At 65.6% G+C, this 14714-nt stretch carries 16 protein-coding genes; 5 read left to right on the top strand and 11 right to left on the bottom strand.

Translation table 11 applies throughout. From position 1 onward, the window contains the following. Positions 1 to 36 precede the first annotated feature (36 nt). Positions 37 to 1275, top strand: a complete 1239-nt coding sequence (locus MKP08_RS00845; RefSeq protein ID WP_241554495.1) for an RsmB/NOP family class I SAM-dependent RNA methyltransferase — start codon at positions 37 to 39, stop codon at positions 1273 to 1275. Here the strand turns inward: MKP08_RS00845 and MKP08_RS00840 are convergent. The 6 genes from MKP08_RS00840 to MKP08_RS00815 form a co-directional block, all read right to left on the bottom strand. Then, on the bottom strand, positions 1272 to 2051 hold the full coding sequence (locus tag MKP08_RS00840) for a HesA/MoeB/ThiF family protein (protein ID WP_241554494.1): 780 nt from the start codon (positions 2049 to 2051) through the stop codon (positions 1272 to 1274). The two genes, MKP08_RS00845 and MKP08_RS00840, sit on opposite strands and share 4 nt — an antisense overlap. Positions 2052 to 2146: 95 nt before the next feature. Further along, positions 2147 to 3601 carry a chromosomal replication initiator protein DnaA gene (gene dnaA / locus MKP08_RS00835; RefSeq protein WP_241554493.1) on the bottom strand — a complete coding sequence of 485 codons (1455 nt, stop codon included), beginning with the start codon at positions 3599 to 3601 and terminating at the stop codon, positions 2147 to 2149. A 439-nt stretch (positions 3602 to 4040) separates the two neighbouring features. After that, a complete protein-coding gene (gene rpsT, locus MKP08_RS00830) occupies positions 4041 to 4301 on the bottom strand; it encodes a 30S ribosomal protein S20 (RefSeq protein ID WP_215227431.1) in 261 nt (86 codons plus the stop codon). A gap of 139 nt (positions 4302 to 4440) precedes the next feature. After that, positions 4441 to 5256 (bottom strand): bifunctional DNA-formamidopyrimidine glycosylase/DNA-(apurinic or apyrimidinic site) lyase, encoded by an 816-nt coding sequence (mutM, locus tag MKP08_RS00825; RefSeq protein WP_241554492.1) that lies wholly within the window; start codon positions 5254 to 5256, stop codon positions 4441 to 4443. Positions 5257 to 5258: 2 nt separating this feature from the next. Next, on the bottom strand, positions 5259 to 6179 hold the full coding sequence (locus MKP08_RS00820; protein ID WP_241554491.1) for a prephenate/arogenate dehydrogenase family protein: 921 nt from the start codon (positions 6177 to 6179) through the stop codon (positions 5259 to 5261). Beyond that, positions 6176 to 7273: a histidinol-phosphate transaminase gene (locus tag MKP08_RS00815; RefSeq protein WP_241554490.1), complete on the bottom strand. Its 1098-nt coding sequence runs from the start codon at positions 7271 to 7273 to the stop codon at positions 6176 to 6178. The genes MKP08_RS00820 and MKP08_RS00815 overlap by 4 nt, the downstream gene beginning before the upstream one ends. A 71-nt stretch (positions 7274 to 7344) precedes the next feature. On the opposite strand from MKP08_RS00815, the gene MKP08_RS00810 reads away from it, so the two are divergent. After that, positions 7345 to 8442, top strand: coding sequence for a homoserine O-acetyltransferase (locus MKP08_RS00810; protein WP_241554489.1), 1098 nt, complete (start codon positions 7345 to 7347; stop codon positions 8440 to 8442). Next, positions 8439 to 9041 (top strand): methionine biosynthesis protein MetW, encoded by a 603-nt coding sequence (gene metW, locus MKP08_RS00805; protein ID WP_241554488.1) that lies wholly within the window; start codon positions 8439 to 8441, stop codon positions 9039 to 9041. Before MKP08_RS00810 ends, metW begins: the two co-directional genes overlap by 4 nt. A 244-nt stretch (positions 9042 to 9285) precedes the next feature. On the opposite strand, the gene fghA is transcribed toward metW, so the two are convergent. The 5 genes from fghA to MKP08_RS00780 are packed head-to-tail and all read right to left on the bottom strand — an operon-like array spanning position 9286 to position 13481. After that, positions 9286 to 10122 (bottom strand): S-formylglutathione hydrolase, encoded by an 837-nt coding sequence (gene fghA, locus MKP08_RS00800; protein WP_241554487.1) that lies wholly within the window; start codon positions 10120 to 10122, stop codon positions 9286 to 9288. Beyond that, a complete protein-coding gene (locus MKP08_RS00795; RefSeq protein WP_241554486.1) occupies positions 10122 to 10514 on the bottom strand; it encodes a VOC family protein in 393 nt (130 codons plus the stop codon). The genes fghA and MKP08_RS00795 overlap by 1 nt, the downstream gene beginning before the upstream one ends. Before the next feature lie 17 nt (positions 10515 to 10531). Beyond that, complete coding sequence (locus tag MKP08_RS14375) at positions 10532 to 10897, bottom strand: cupin domain-containing protein (RefSeq protein ID WP_241554485.1); 366 nt, start codon at positions 10895 to 10897, stop codon at positions 10532 to 10534. Further along, on the bottom strand, positions 10898 to 12004 hold the full coding sequence (locus tag MKP08_RS00785; protein WP_215227437.1) for an S-(hydroxymethyl)glutathione dehydrogenase/class III alcohol dehydrogenase: 1107 nt from the start codon (positions 12002 to 12004) through the stop codon (positions 10898 to 10900). A gap of 46 nt (positions 12005 to 12050) precedes the next feature. After that, positions 12051 to 13481, bottom strand: coding sequence for an NAD-dependent succinate-semialdehyde dehydrogenase (locus tag MKP08_RS00780; protein WP_241554484.1), 1431 nt, complete (start codon positions 13479 to 13481; stop codon positions 12051 to 12053). An 81-nt stretch (positions 13482 to 13562) separates the two neighbouring features. Here MKP08_RS00780 and MKP08_RS00775 point away from each other — a divergent pair, with 81 nt between their 5' ends. Both MKP08_RS00775 and MKP08_RS00770 read left to right on the top strand, forming a co-directional pair. Next, positions 13563 to 13940 carry a hypothetical protein gene (locus MKP08_RS00775; RefSeq protein ID WP_241554483.1) on the top strand — a complete coding sequence of 126 codons (378 nt, stop codon included), beginning with the start codon at positions 13563 to 13565 and terminating at the stop codon, positions 13938 to 13940. Between the two features lie 81 nt (positions 13941 to 14021). Next, the gene (locus tag MKP08_RS00770; protein WP_241554482.1) at positions 14022 to 14693 is read left to right on the top strand and encodes a glutathione S-transferase family protein; all 672 of its coding nucleotides are present in this window, start codon (positions 14022 to 14024) and stop codon (positions 14691 to 14693) included. Positions 14694 to 14714 lie beyond the last annotated feature (21 nt).

Here is a 14714-nt window from a genome sequence, read left to right as displayed (position 1 = left end):
TGGCCTAAGGTTTCAAGCGCGGCTAGCGGAGTGGACATGGCAGACCAATCCCAACCCGCCGGGCTCGGCGCGCGCCGCGCTGCGCTGAAGCTTCTCGATGCCGTGCTACGCCGGGGCGAAACGCTCGACCAGGCGGAAGGCGTCGCGGCGCGGGGCCTGGCACCGGAAGACCGCGCTCTCGCCCGCGCGATCGCCAGCGAGGCGTTGCGCTGGCTGGTCGATCTCGACGCGCTGATCGACAGCGCGACCAAGCGCCGCCTACCCGACGATGCGAAGCCGCGCATGGTGCTGCGGCTGATGCTGGCGCAGGCGCTTCGGTTAGAGACGCCACCACATGCGGTGATCGCGACCGGATTGCCTTTGCTCGCGGGCGGGCCGCGCAGATTGGCGCACGGGGTCTTCTCGACGCTCACTAAGCGCGGCGCGGCCCTGCCTCCGGTGCCGACCTTGCCCGATGCCGTCGCGGCGCGCTGGGGAACGCGAGCAGAGACGATCGCGATGGGTCTGTCAGAACCGCCCCCGCTCGATCTAGCGCTACGCGATGTTCACGAAACGGACGCGTGGGCAGAGCGACAAGGCGGCATGAGCCTGGCGCCTAGCCATATCCGGTTGTCGCGCGGATCGCGGATAGAGGAATTGCTTGGCTTCGCCGAGGGGGCTTGGTGGGTGCAGGATCTCGCCGCGTCGCTACCTGCACGCCTATTGGGGGAGGGCGCCGGCCGCCGCGTGCTCGATCTCGCTGCTGCACCGGGCGGGAAGACATTGCAACTGGCAACCGCCGGGTGGGACGTCACCGCGCTCGATATCAGCAAGCGACGGATGGAGCGGCTGAAAGAGAACCTCGCCCGCACGGGCCTCTCCGCGCACACAGTCATTGCCGACGCGCTGCAGTGGCAGCCGGAACGCGCTTTCGACGCTATCCTGCTGGATGCGCCATGCACCGCGACCGGCACCTGTCGCCGCCATCCGGACGTTTTGCACCGCATCGGCCCGCGTCAGATCGAAGAGCTTGCGGAACTCCAGACCGCGTTGCTCGACCGTGCAACCGAATGGCTCGCGTCGGGGGGCACGCTGATCTATGCGGTCTGCTCCCTCGAACGGGCGGAAGGTGAGGAGCAGGCGGAGCGTGTGCAACTGACGCCGGAACCGATCCGTGCCGACGAACTGCCGGCGAATCTTGCCGCGACTACCGATGGCTGGCTCCGGACCGATCCCGGCATGCTGCCCGATGTCGGCGGTCTCGACGGATTCTTCATCGCCCGCTGGCGAGCCTAGTCTCCGCAGCCTTTGCAGGTCGGGTCCTTCGGGATAGCGAAGCTGCGCATGCCGGGCGCGAGACCGTCCATTTGAAACACGGTTCCCCAACGCGGATCGCCGAACTGGCTCACGCCGCGCAGCAGCACCTTGATCGCCTGCATCGCGGCGAAGGTGCCGACCCAGCCGACCATTGCGCCCAGCACTCCGTCCTCAGCGCAGGTATCGCAATCCTCGGCATCGAAGGCGTCGCCGACGAAGCAGCGATAGCACGCGTGATCTGGGAGGTGCCCGGCGAATGCGCCGGCCTGTCCCTGGAACCGGCCTACCGCAGCCGAGAGTAACGGAACGCCGGCCGCGACACAGGCATCGGATACCGCTAGCCGGGTGGCGAAATTGTCGGTGCCGTCGATCACCAACTCGGCTCCATCGATCATCGCTCGCGCGTTGCAGGGTTCGATCCTTGCGTCGCTGATATCGACCTCCAGAACGCGATCGAAATCGGCCAGCCAGCCGCGCGCGATCACCGCCTTGCCATGGCTGATGTCGCGCTCGGTGTAGATGGTCTGGCGCTGGAGATTGCTCGCCTCGACATCGCCGCTATCGATCAACGTCAGCCGCCCGATCCCGGCCCCTGCGAGATATTGTAGTGCCGGGCTGCCGATACCGCCTAATCCAACGATCGCGACATGCGCTTCGGCCAGCCGCGCCTGCCCCGCGCCGCCGATCTCGGGCAGCACGATATGGCGCGCAAAACGGTCGAGCCGGGCTGAGGACAGCTTGGTGGAGGATGCCATGGCATGCCTGTTGGCAGGCTGTGCAAAGGCTGTCGACAGCCCTGTGCGCAAGGCTGTCGATCTATCCGGCAACGGCGGTGGATGCGCTGTCTAAATCAGCTTTCGAGCTGGCGTAGCAGGCTGCGCACATCGCCATCCATATCCGCGTCGCGCTGGCGCAGGTCCTCGATCAGGCGCACTGCGTGGATAACGGTCGAATGGTCGCGCCCGCCGAACTTGCGTCCGATCTCGGGATAGCTGCGCGGGGTCAGCACTTTGGCGAGGTACATGGCCACCTGTCGCGGGCGGACCACAGCGCGCGCACGGCGCTTGCTGCTCATTTCCGAGCGGTCGATCCGATAGAACTGGCATACCGTGCGCTGAATCTCGTCGATCGTGATCCGGCGGCGATTGGCCGACAGGATATCGGTCAGCTGCTCCTCGGCAAGCTGCAAGGAAACGACCTGCCCGGTGAGCTGGGCATAGGCGATCAGCTTGTTGAGCCCACCGACCAGTTCGCGAACATTGCGGCTGACGGTCCGGGCGAGGAAATCGATCACGTCCTCGGGCACGTCGAGCGGTGCGAACTTCGACAGCTTCGATTCGAGGATCTTGCGGCGAAGCTCCAGATCGGCTGCCTGAATGTCGGCGACGAGGCCCATCGACAGGCGCGAAAGAAGGCGTGGTTCGACTCCGTCGAGCGCCTGCGGTGCGCGGTCGGCGGCGAAGACCAGCCGCTTGCCCTCGGCCAGCAGCGCGTCGATCGTGTAAAGCAGTTCCTCTTGCGCGCTCGCCTTGCCGATGATGAACTGGATGTCGTCCACCAGCAGCAGGTCGAAACTGCGCAGGCGTGCCTTGAACTCGATCATCCGATTCTGCTTCAGCGCCTGGACGAATTCCACCATGAAGCGTTCGGCGCTGCAGTAGAAGATACGCGCGCGCGGATGGTTGGTCAGATACTGATGCCCGATCGCATGCAGCAGATGGGTCTTGCCCTGGCCGGTCGCGCCCTTGAGATAAAGCGGGCTGAACTGGGGCTGCTCGTTGGCGGACATCCGCTGGGCGGCGTTGCACGCCAGGATGTTGGCTTCACCGGTAATGAACGCAGCGAAGGTGAGTGCGGCATCCAGACCGACGGGCGCGGTGAAGCCGCTATCGGCCATCCCGCCGACGCCATGGACCGTGTTACCGAAATCACCACCGTCATTCGCGGCGCGGCGGCCGTCGCCCATCGCCAGCTCGGCAAACTTGCGGCGGCCGGGATGAACCTGAATGCGTACGGTGCGGACTTCGCTACGGGCGATCTTCCAGGCGAGGCTGAGGCGATCGGCGAAGCGGTCCTGCACCCAGTTGGCGGAAAATTCGGTCGGCAGGTAAAGGTCGAGCGTTCCGGTGTCCTTGCAGAAGCCGCCGAGCTGGATCGGCTTGATCCACTGGCTGTGAAGCTGGTGGCCCAGATCCTTGCGCAAGCCCTGGCTGATATCAGCCCAGTCCGCCGCCAGGTTCACCGCTTCGATATCTTCCATTCCCTCGCCCTTCATATCCCGCGCGGTGGTATCACGAACACTCATTCTCAACCTCCCACGTCCTCCCCGACCCGGAAAGCAGACACTTCCGACCGGTTCCACCACGCTGACAAAGCTATCCCGTCGCCCGGATCGAGAAAGACCCGAGCGCCCCCTTCGTCACTCACGATATTTAAGTCCGGTACGACGCTGACCGGGTGAGATGAGAGTTAGACCGCTCTCCACCGATTCGCTCAAGGGGCGCGGACGTAATTTATTTGAAATAATGAAGTTGACAGCGCGCAAGCCCGCAGGCCTGCGTCCAACCCAATGTTATAGCTTGGTTTTCGACCGAAATGCCGTGCGAATCGTGGGATTCCGGCGCTTCATATCCATCCGCTCGGGCCAGGCTCCGGTAGCGCCATATGACAAACGCGCCGGACCGAGGCCCGACGCGTTCGAGAGTGCTAAATCGCAGCTAAAAGGCCGCCGTCGCGGCCAGGCCTTACAGCGAAGCGACGCGCTTCGACAGGCGGCTCATCTTCCGCGAGGCCGTGTTCTTGTGCATGACGCCGCGAGAAACGCCGCGCGCCAGTTCCGGTTGCGCATCCTTGAGAGCGGCTTCCGCCGCCTTCTTGTCACCACCGGCGATCGCGGTCTCGACCTTCTTCACGAAGGACCGGATGCGGCTCATACGGGCGCCGTTGATCTCGGCGCGGTTGGCGTTGCGGCGGATGCGCTTCTTGGCTTGCGGCGTGTTGGCCATATCGTCTTGTCTATCCCAGTCGTGGCAGAGGGCGGGAGCCGCCTGCGAGAATCGCTCGAAACATGTGAAAACGGGCGCCGGAGCGCCGGAAAGGGCGCGACATAGTCGTGGATGGGCGAATCGTCAAGAAACTCGCGCATCATCGCTGACAGCGGGGGCAATACCATGTGCTACGCCCGCCCTGAACGATGCGTCGTACCACTCCCCCATCGGCACGGTGACAGGATTCGCCGTCCCGCCCATAGACGTGGAAGCGGGTGGCGAAATAGCCGAGTTCGCCATCGGGCTGAGCATAGTCGCGCAGGGTCGAGCCGCCGTCGCGGATCGATTGCTCCAGCACTTCGCGGATCGCCGGAACGAGCCGCGAGAGCGCTTGGCGCGAAACCCGGCCCCCGGCTTTGCGCGGATCGATCCGTGCCTGCCACAATGCCTCGCAGACGTAGATGTTGCCCAGACCCGCGACGATACGCTGGTCGAGCAGGCAGAGCTTGATCGCCTGCTTGCGGCTCGCCAACGCGGTGCGCAGGTGATCGACGGTCAGCCTATCGCCCAACGGCTCGGGTCCCATCGCCGCGAAGCTCGGCCATTCGTCGATTTCCTGGGTGGCGACGAGGTCGACCCAGCCGAAGCGCCGGGGATCGCACAGGGCGAATCGATGCCGGTCGGTTTCGAGGAGCAGATGATCGTGCTTGTCCGCTTCCACCGGGTCGATCCGCCAGCGGCCGCTCATGCCGAGATGGAAAATCATGGTCTGATCGCGGTCGGTATGGATCAGCCCGAACTTCGCGCGGCGACCAAGGCCGGTCACGCGCGCGCCGGTGAGCGACTGTACGAGGTCTACGGGGAAGGGGCGACGCATATCGGGGCGATTGACCCGTACGGTGATCAGCCGTTCCCCCTCCAGAACGCGGGCGAGCCCGCGCACAGTGGTCTCGACTTCGGGCAATTCGGGCATGACTAGTCCCGGTTGTCGATCGCGTGGTCGGAGCGGCCGAAATCGGCGCGTTCGTCGTCCTGACCCTGTTCGACGATGGAACGGCGGATCGCGCGCGTGCGGGTAAACAGGTCGAACAGCGTATCGCCGTCGCTATTGCGGATCGCGCGCTGAAGCGCGGTCAGATCCTCGGTGAAGCGGCCCAGCATTTCCAGCACCGCCTCGCGATTGGCGAGAAAGACGTCGCGCCACATGGTGGGATCGCTGGCGGCGATCCGGGTGAAATCGCGAAAACCGCCGGCGGAATATTTGATGACTTCGCCGCGGGTCACCTCCTCCAGATCGCTGGCGGTACCGACGATGGTGTAGGCGATGAGGTGCGGCAGGTGGCTGGTCACGGCGAGTACGCGGTCGTGATGAACCGGATCCATGATCTCGACAGTAGCGCCGAGCGACTCCCATAGCGCGGAAACATCGGCCACCGCTTGCTCTGGCGCATCAGGGGCCGGGGTGAGAATGCACCAGCGATTGCGGAACAGACTCGCAAAGCCTGCATCCGGTCCGCTTCGCTCGGTCCCGGCGACGGGATGCGCCGGAATGACCAAGTGATCGGGCAGCGCGCGGCCCAGCGCCTCTCCGACGGTTGCTTTCGAGGAGCCCACATCGCTCACGATCGCGTGCTGAGGCAAGGCATGCGCCATCTCGCGTGCGGCAGCTTCCATCGCGCCTACGGGGACGCACAGGATAACGAGGTCGGCGTGCTTAACCGCTTCGGCCGCGCTGGCGCAAACAGTGCCGACAAGTCCACGCTCGGCAGCTTGCTCTCGCACGGACGGATCGGCGTCGTAACCGGTGGTCGCGACCTGCGGCAGGCTTTCCTGCAAAGCGAGCCCGACCGAGCCGCCGAGCAGACCGAGGCCGATGATAGCAACGCACTGGATCATGCGCGCTCCGCCCTTTCCCGGATCGTGGTCGCGATCGTATCCATGTCCTTGGCGGTTCCGACAGTGATCCGCAGTGCATGCGGAAGACCTTGTCCGGGCAAGTGTCGTACCGCGTAACCCGCCTCGACCAAGCCGTCGCGCGCCATTTCTGCGGTGAGGTCGCCCTCGAACAGTACCAGCACGAAATTCGCCGCGCTCGGAATGGAGCGGAGGCCGTGATTGCCGAGCGCGCGCATCGCCCCCGTGAAACGCTCACGCTCGGTCGCGTTGTGAGTACGCGAGTGTTCGACGAAATCCGTATCGCCGATCGCCGCACATGCCGCCGCCTGCCCGCCGGTGGAAACGTTGAATGGCCCGCGCAGGCGGTTGAGCGCATCGACCAGATGCGGTGCGCCGGTCGCCCAGCCAATCCGCTCCGCCGCCAGCCCGTGGACCTTGGAGAAGGTGCGCGTGACCAGCACGTTCGCGGCCTGTGCGGCAAGCTCCAGCCCCGCTCTCGCTGCCTGCGGGTCGCCATATTCGGCATAGGCCTGGTCCAGCACCAGCAGCGTGGTCGGGGGCAGCGCGGCGTGCAGACGCTCGACTTCGGCATCCGAGAGGCTGCTGCCGACCGGATTGTTCGGATTGTCGAGCAGCACGACCTTCACCCGCTCGTCTAGCGCGGCGATCATGGCGTCGACATCGGCACCGTAATCGACCGGCTCGGCCATGATCGCCTCGGCCCCGACCTTCGCCGCCAGCAGCGGGTAGAGCGAGAACGAGAAGCGCGAGAAAAGCACCGCGTCGCCGCGCCCGGCATAGGCTTGCACCGCGCAGCCAAGCAATTCGCCGGAGCCGGTGCCGCACACGATGCGGGCCGGATCGATGCCGTGCGCCGCGCCGATCGCTTCGCGCAGGGCGGTCGCATCGGGATCGGGATAGCGCGCCGGATCGTGCGGCCGGGCGAGCGCCTCGCGCGCGGCATCGCTGCAGCCCAGCGGGTTCTCGTTCGCCGACAGCTTGACCAGCTCGCGGCCGCCGGCGCCGGTCGAGCGACCGGGGACGTAGGGGTGGATCGCCTCGATCCACGGCTTCAATTGCGGGCGCTGGTCCATCGGGTTGCGGCATCTAGCGGCTGGCGCGCGCGATTGACAGCCCGGACGTTCGCCCCCAAGCGAACGCGGCCATGGCGCCCGATTTCCGCCCCCAGACGCTCGCGCTGCCCGGTCCGCTCCAACTCGACAGCGGGCAGGCGCTGGAGCATGTCGAAATCGCTTACGAAACCTATGGCGAACTCAACGATCGGCGCGACAACGCCATCCTCGTCTGTCACGCACTGACCGGCGACCAGTATCTGGCGAGCGAGCATCCAGTCACCGGCAAGCCCGGGTGGTGGGAGCGGATGGTGGGGCCGGGCAAGTCGATCGACACAGCGCGTTTCCACGTCATCTGCGCCAACGTCATCGGCAGTTGCCTCGGCAGCACCGGCCCGGCGAGTATCGCGCCCGACGGTGCTCCCTATGCCATGCGTTTCCCTGTCATCACCGTGCGCGACATGGTGCGGGGCCTCGTCGGGCTGCTCGACGGCCTGCGCATCCAGCGGCTGCATGCCGTGGTGGGTGGCTCCATGGGCGGGATGCAGGCGCTCAGCCTCGCGGCGAACTGGCCGGAGCGGGCGGGGCGGGTGCTGGTGATCGCTTCCACCAGCAGGCATTCGGCGCAGAACATCGCCTTCCACGAACTGGGGCGGCAAGCGATCATGGCCGATCCCAACTGGCGCGGCGGGGACTATTATGGCGACCAGGGCGCGCCCGACGCCGGTCTCGCCGTGGCGCGGATGGCGGCTCACATCACCTATCTGTCCGAAGATGGGCTGACCGAGAAGTTCGGCAGACGTTTGCAAGACCGGGAAGCGAAGAGCTTCGGCTTCGAGGCCGATTTCCAGGTCGAGAGCTATCTGCGGTACCAGGGCAGCGGCTTTACGCGCCGGTTCGACGCCAATTCCTACCTCTATATCACCCGGGCGATGGATTATTTCGACCTGGCCGAGGAGCATGGCGGGCGGCTGGCCGATGCCTTCGCCGGGTCGAGCGCCCGGTTCTGCCTCGTCAGCTTCGACAGCGACTGGCTCTATCCGACGGCGGAGAGCCGCCACCTCGTCCACGCGCTGAATGCCGCCGGGGCGGAGGCGAGCTTCGTCGAGCTATCCGCTCCCTTCGGGCACGACAGCTTCCTGCTCGACGTACCCGCGCTCGACCGGGTGGTGGCGGGGTTCATCGAATGAGCCAGGCAAAGCAGTTGCGCCCCGACCTCGCCGCGATCCTGGAGCGGGTCGATCCGGGCACGCGCGCGCTCGACGTAGGGTGCGGTGATGGCGTGCTGATGGCGGCGCTCAGGGCCAAGGGGGTCGATGCGCGGGGGATCGAGATCGATCCGGCCTGCGTCGCGACCTGCGTCGGGCAGGGGCTGTCGGTGGTGCAGGGCGATGCCGACCGCGACCTGACCTTCTATCCCGATGGCGCTTTCGATTACGCGATCCTGAGCCAGACATTGCAGACCGCGGCGCGGCCCGACCGGATGCTGGAGGAGCTGCTGCGCGTGGGCGCGCGCGCCTTCGTTTCCTTCCCCAATTTCGCGCATTGGCGGATGCGCTGGGCGCTGCTGCGCCATGGCCGCATGCCGGTGACGCGGCACCTGCCGGTGACTTGGTACGAAACGCAGAACATCCACCATGTGACCGTCCGCGACTTTCGCGAGCTGGCACGGGCCAAGGGCGGGCGGATCGAGCGCGAGTGGTTCTTCGCCAGCGAGACGCCGGTCGGTGCCGCGGGCGCGAACTGGCGCGCCGAATACGCGCTGTTCGAGGTAAGCGGGCGCGGGTGACGAAAGTTACACCCTGTCACTTTCGCGCCGGTGGGTTAAATCACTGATATACATGAAAGATTGGCCTGCCGCCGTACGCGGACGGACAGGGGGCGGGGCGCGAAAACCTCGCGCGGGGCGATCCGGCAATAGGAAAGAGCGGCGCGTGTCTAGCGCCGCGTCGTAGTGTAGGAAAATGCCTCGCTTTCCCGGCAGGCGCGTCGCCCAAAGGCGCTCCCCCAGCCTGGGGTGACGACATAGAGCCTCAGGCTTTTAGCCGCTCCGCATGCCAGGCGACATGTTCGGCGAGGAAGGTCGAGATGAAGTAATACGAGTGATCGTACCCCTCGTGCATCCGGATTTCCGCTTCGATTCCTGCATTCTCGCATGCCTCGCGCAGCAGGTCGGGGCGCAATTGCCCTTCCTCGAGGAAGTTGTCGGCGGTGCCCTGGTCGACCAGCAGGTTCGGCAGCCGCGCGCCGTTCCCGATCAGCGCGACGGCATCGTATTCGGCCCAGGCCGCGCGATCCTCGCCGAGATAGCTGGTGAACGCCTTCTCCCCCCACGGCACCTGCGCCGGGGCGCAGATCGGCGCGAAGGCGCTGACCGAGCGGAACCGGTCGGGGTTGCGCAGGCCAAAAGTCAGCGCGCCGTGCCCGCCCATCGAATGGCCGGTTACCGATTGCCGGTCCATGTCGACCGGAAACTGTCGCTCGATCAGCGCGGGCAGTTCGCGCTCGATATAGGAGCGCATGCGGAAATTGTCCGCCCACGGGTCCTGCGTCGCATCGAGATAGAAGCCCGCGCCCTGGCCCATGTCGTATCCGTCAGCATCGGGCACACCCTCGCCGCGCGGGGATGTGTCGGGTGCGACGAAGACGATGCCGTGTTCGGCGCAAGCGGCACGGTATTCGCCCTTTTCCGTCACGTTGGCGTGGGTGCAGGTAAGGCCGGAGAGATACCACAAGACCGGCAGTTTCGTGCCCGGATCGTGATCGGGGACGAAGACCGAGAACGTCATCTCGGTCCCGGTTTCCCGGCTATCGTGCGAATAGACGCCCTGCGTCCCGCCGTGGCTCCGGTTCTCGCTGACGGTTTCCATCACGATGCGCGGTGGAGCCCGCAGATCTTGTGGCCGTCGGGATCGCGGAAATAGCACAGATACATCGAGCCCATGCTCGCTTCCCGCAGACCCGGAGGGCCCTCGATCGATGTCGCGCCGTTGGCCACCGCGACATCGTGGAATTCGGTCACTTGTTCGGGCGAATCGCATTTGAAGCCGATGGTCATCCCGTTGGCGCATTCGGCCGGTTCGTCGTTGATCGGCTGGGTCAGCGCGAAGACGTCGCCATCATGCATGTAGAAATAGCGGACATGGCCGCTTGCCGCGACGTTCTTCATCGGCTCGCGCACGCCTAGGGTGGCGAGCACGGTATCGTAGAATTTCTTCGACTTCTCGATGTCGTTCGACCCGAGCATGATGTGATTGAGCACGTCGCTTTCCTCTTCCTTCAGATGGGTGTGGCTACCGTAGCCGTAGCATGGTCTCCGGTGTTTGCAGTGCCACTCGGCTCGATGATCAGTAGCTTCGCCTCGCCATGGCGCGCGACCGGTCGATGCTCGACTCCACGCGGCACCACGAACAGTTCACCAGGGCCAAGCTTTACGGTGCGGTCGCGCAGTTCGATTTCGATCTTGCCTTCCAGCACGAGGAAGAGATCGTCGGTCTCTTCGTGCGTATGCCAGACGAATTCCCCTTCGACCCTCACGATACGGATGTCGTTATCGTTATATTGACCAACGATACGCGGCGCCCAATGCGCCTCTATTCCTTCGAACTTGGCGGCGAGATTGACCGGGTCCTGCACGGTCGGCACTCAGTAGATCACGACGCCGCGGATGCTCTCGCCCTTTTCCATCAGGTCGAAGCCGTGATTGATCTCGTCCAGACTGAAGCGGTGGGTGATGAGCGGGTCGATCTGGATCTTCTCGTCCATGTACCAGTCGACGATCTTGGGCACGTCGGTGCGACCCTTCGCCCCGCCGAAGGCGGTGCCGCGCCAGTTGCGCCCGGTCACGAGCTGGAAGGGGCGTGTCTCGATCGTCGCGCCCGCCTCGGCCACGCCGATGATGACGCTGGTGCCCCAGCCCTTGTGACAGCATTCCAGCGCCTGGCGCATCACGTTCGTATTGCCGATGCATTCGAAGCTGTAATCCACCCCGCCGCCCGTCATCTCGATGATCTTCGCGACGACGTCGTCCGTCTCCTTGGCATTGACGAAATGGCTCATGCCGAACTTGCGGCCCCATTCCTCGCGGTCCGAATTGAGATCGACGCCGATGATCATCCCCGCGCCGGCCAACTTCGCGCCCTGGATGACGTTGAGGCCGATCCCGCCCAGGCCGAACACCGCCACGGTGTCGCCGGGGCGCACGTCGGCGGTGTTGACCACCGCGCCCACGCCGGTGGTGACGCCGCAGCCGACATAGCAGGTGGTGTCGAAGGGGGCGTCCTCGCGGATCTTCGCCACCGCGATTTCGGGCAGGACGGTGAAGTTCGAGAAGGTCGACGTGCCCATGTAATGGTGGATCGTCTGCCCCTTGTACGAAAAGCGGCTGGTCCCGTCGGGCATCAGCCCCTTGCCCTGCGTCTCGCGGATCGCGCTGCACAGATTGGTCTTGCCCGACAGGCACATCTTACACTGGCGGCATTCGGGGGTGTAGAGCGGGATGACGTGATCGTCGGGCTTCACGCTGGTGACGCCCGGGCCGACTTCGCGCACCACGCCGCACCCTTCGTGGCCCAGGATGGAAGGGAACAACCCTTCCGAATCCTTGCCCGAGAGGGTGTAGAGATCGGTGTGGCAAAGCCCGGTCGCCATCAGTTCGACCAGGACTTCGCCCTCCTTCGGCCCCTCGAGATCGACCTCGACGACTTCCAGGGGCTGCTTGGCTTCGAACGCGACGGCGGCGCGGGTTTTCATGCACGGGTCTCCATTGGCGGGACTGGGAAGGGAATGATGGCGGCGATTAGCCTTCGTGGATGGTCTTGGGAACCATGCACGCCATCACACCCTCGCGGCCGTCCTCGCTCCCGTGGCCGGACCACTTGACCCCGCCGAAGGGGGCGTCGGCCGCGCTGACGCCGCCGGTATTGATCGCCAGCATCCCCGCCTCGACTTCCGCGGCAAGCCGGCGGCGGCGGGCGACGTCGTTGGTCCAGGCATAGGCCGCTAGGCCATAGGGCAGGCGGTTTGCCTCCTCGATCATGGCGTCCTCGCCCTTCATCGGGTTGAGGATCGCGACCGGGCCGAACGGCTCCTCGTTCATGATCTCGGCATCGGTCGAGACTTCGGTCAGCACCGAAGGCTCGAAGAAATTGCCCAGATTGCCGATCCGTTCGCCGCCCAGCGCCAGGTTGGCGCCCTTGTCCTTCGCATCGGCGATCTTGGACGCGACGCCGTCCGGCCCGCGTTCGCTCGCCATCGGGCCCATCTGCGTGCCGTCTTCCCAGCCGTTACCCACCTTCACTGCCTTCGCGCGTTCGACGAAGCCGTCGCGGAACTTCTCGAAGATGTTCTCTTCGATCAGGAAGCGGGTCGGGCTGACGCAGACCTGCCCGGCGTTGCGGTACTTGTTGGCGACCATCGTATCGAGCGTCTTGTCGAGATCGGCATCCTCGAACACCAGCACCGGGGCGTGTCCGCCCAGCTCCATGGTGGTGATCTTCAGATCCTCGGCCGCCAGCTTCGACAGGTGCTTGCCCACCGCGGTGGAGCCGGTGAAGGTGACCTTGCGGATGATCGGGGAGGCGAGCAGATGGCGGCTGACCTCGTCCGGCACGCCGAAGACGCACTGGACCACATCGCCCGGCACGCCCGCGTCGAGCAGCGCTTGCACCAGCGCGATGCCCGCAGCCGGGGTTTCCTCGCTCGGCTTGACGATGGTGGAGCAACCCGCAGCGAGCGCGCCGCCGATCTTGCGCATGACGTTGAGGACGGGGAAGTTCCACGCCGAGAAGCCCGCCACGGGGCCGACCGGGTGATACTGCACCTCGGCCCGCGCGCCTTCGGGGCGGACCAACGTGCGGCCGTAGATGCGCTTGCACTCGCCGGCATAGAATTCGAGCAGCATGGCCGAATACATGGTCTCGCCCTTGGCCTCGGCCAGCGGCTTGCCCTGCTCATAGGTCAGCGCCTCGGCGATGTCGCCCGCGCGCTCTTTCAGGAGGCCCGCAGCCTTGCGCAGGATCGCTTCGCGCTTGTCCGCGCTGGTCTTGCGCCATTCGTGAAAGCCCTTCTCGGCATTTTCCAGTGCCTGGTCGAGATCGGCGGTGCTGGCCGAGGGGAGGGCGGCGAGCGTCTCGCCATTGGCGGGATTTTTCACCTCGATCGTGTCGCGACCGTCGCCGGTGATAGCGCTACCACCGATCAGCATCTTCAGTTCGGGATAATTGCTCATGTGCAGGTTCCTCCGTCCGGGGTTCGAAATTCTCTGCGGCCCGTTGGCGCAGGTTAAGTCTCGTGGCACTAACGGGCCGGGATGGCCTTTCGTTTCCAAGCAGTCGCGGCAGCGCTTATCGCGGTCTCGCTCCCGGCGCAAATCGCCGCGCAGGCATCCGCGCCGCCGCCCGCAATCTCGCTCGAGCAGCGCACGCTGCTGCGCTGCGCCGCCGCCTTCGCGCTGGTCGCGCACGATCAGGCCGCGGGCGACCCCGGGGCCTCGAAATGGCCGGATTTGCGAGAGCGGGGGCGTGAGTTCTTCGTCCGCGCCTCCGCCCAGCTGATGGACGAGGCCGGCCTGACCCGCGCCCAGGTCGCCGCGCTGATGGAAGAGGCGGCGCGCGATTTCCGCCAGCAGGACACGCTCGACCGCGCGATGCCGCCCTGCCTGCTGACGCTGGAGGCATCCGGCATCTGACATGGCGGACGTCTGATTTAGCCGGGTTTTTGCACGCGGCCCCGTTTACCGCGCCGCGCCCATGCGGCATGGGGAGGTGCCATGTGGATGCTTCACCAGTTCCCGCTCTGCCCCTTCAGCCGCAAGGTCCGCCTGCTCATGGGGGAAAAGGGCATCGGCTACGAGCTTGTCCGGACGGACCCGTGGGATGCGGGGGACGATTTCTGGGCCGCGAACCCCGCAGGCCGCGTCCCTGTGCTGGAGGATCGCGAGCGCCGTATCGCGCTGTGCGACAGCCGGGCGATCTGCGAATATCTGGAAGAGACGGTCGACAAGAGCCCGCTGATCAACGGCACCGCCGCGAACCGGGCGGAAATCCGCCGGCTGGTCGCGCTGTTCGATGAAACGCTGTTCGGCGACGTCACCATGCCGCTGCTGCACGAGCGGATGAAGAAGCGGCTGGTGCTGCGCGAGCCGCCCGATTCGCGCGTGTTGCGCGAGGCGATGAAGCTGGCGCACGCCCATCTCGACTATCTCGACTGGCTGGTCGACAATCGCAGCTGGCTGGCCGGATCGCAGATGAGCGTCGCCGACCTGGCCGCCGCGGCGCATATCTCGGTCGCGGATTATCTGGGCGGGATCGACTGGAAAGGGCACGATTCGACGCGCGGCTGGTACTACGCCTTCAAGAGCCGGCCCAGTTTCCGCGCCCTGTTGGCGGAACGCATGGACGGAATCCGTCCGCCCGAGCAGTACGCCGATCTCGACGGATAATTGCGGCTTTCGCGTTGGGCC

It is taken from the genome of Erythrobacter sp. LQ02-29 (assembly GCF_022576075.2).
GTDB lineage: Bacteria > Pseudomonadota > Alphaproteobacteria > Sphingomonadales > Sphingomonadaceae > Alteriqipengyuania.
The sequence above is the reverse complement of the archived record's forward strand: the minus strand, read 5'-3'. Positions and strand labels throughout refer to the sequence as shown.

What these genes read in the sequence shown, in the direction of transcription:
- dnaA (WP_241554493.1), bottom strand. Translation starts at nt 3,601, where the DNA reads ATGAGTGTTCGTGATACCACCGCGCGGGATATGAAGGGCGAGGGAATG.
- MKP08_RS00840 (WP_241554494.1), bottom strand. Translation starts at nt 2,051, where the DNA reads ATGGCATCCTCCACCAAGCTGTCCTCAGCCCGGCTCGACCGTTTTGCG.
- metW (WP_241554488.1), top strand. Translation starts at nt 8,439, where the DNA reads ATGAGCCAGGCAAAGCAGTTGCGCCCCGACCTCGCCGCGATCCTGGAG.
- MKP08_RS00770 (WP_241554482.1), top strand. Translation starts at nt 14,022, where the DNA reads ATGTGGATGCTTCACCAGTTCCCGCTCTGCCCCTTCAGCCGCAAGGTC.
- rpsT (WP_215227431.1), bottom strand. Translation starts at nt 4,301, where the DNA reads ATGGCCAACACGCCGCAAGCCAAGAAGCGCATCCGCCGCAACGCCAAC.
- MKP08_RS00845 (WP_241554495.1), top strand. Translation starts at nt 37, where the DNA reads ATGGCAGACCAATCCCAACCCGCCGGGCTCGGCGCGCGCCGCGCTGCG.
- MKP08_RS00780 (WP_241554484.1), bottom strand. Translation starts at nt 13,481, where the DNA reads ATGAGCAATTATCCCGAACTGAAGATGCTGATCGGTGGTAGCGCTATC.
- MKP08_RS00815 (WP_241554490.1), bottom strand. Translation starts at nt 7,273, where the DNA reads ATGGACCAGCGCCCGCAATTGAAGCCGTGGATCGAGGCGATCCACCCC.
- mutM (WP_241554492.1), bottom strand. Translation starts at nt 5,256, where the DNA reads ATGCCCGAATTGCCCGAAGTCGAGACCACTGTGCGCGGGCTCGCCCGC.
- MKP08_RS00785 (WP_215227437.1), bottom strand. Translation starts at nt 12,004, where the DNA reads ATGAAAACCCGCGCCGCCGTCGCGTTCGAAGCCAAGCAGCCCCTGGAA.
- MKP08_RS00775 (WP_241554483.1), top strand. Translation starts at nt 13,563, where the DNA reads ATGGCCTTTCGTTTCCAAGCAGTCGCGGCAGCGCTTATCGCGGTCTCG.
- MKP08_RS00810 (WP_241554489.1), top strand. Translation starts at nt 7,345, where the DNA reads ATGGCGCCCGATTTCCGCCCCCAGACGCTCGCGCTGCCCGGTCCGCTC.
- MKP08_RS00820 (WP_241554491.1), bottom strand. Translation starts at nt 6,179, where the DNA reads ATGATCCAGTGCGTTGCTATCATCGGCCTCGGTCTGCTCGGCGGCTCG.
- fghA (WP_241554487.1), bottom strand. Translation starts at nt 10,122, where the DNA reads ATGGAAACCGTCAGCGAGAACCGGAGCCACGGCGGGACGCAGGGCGTC.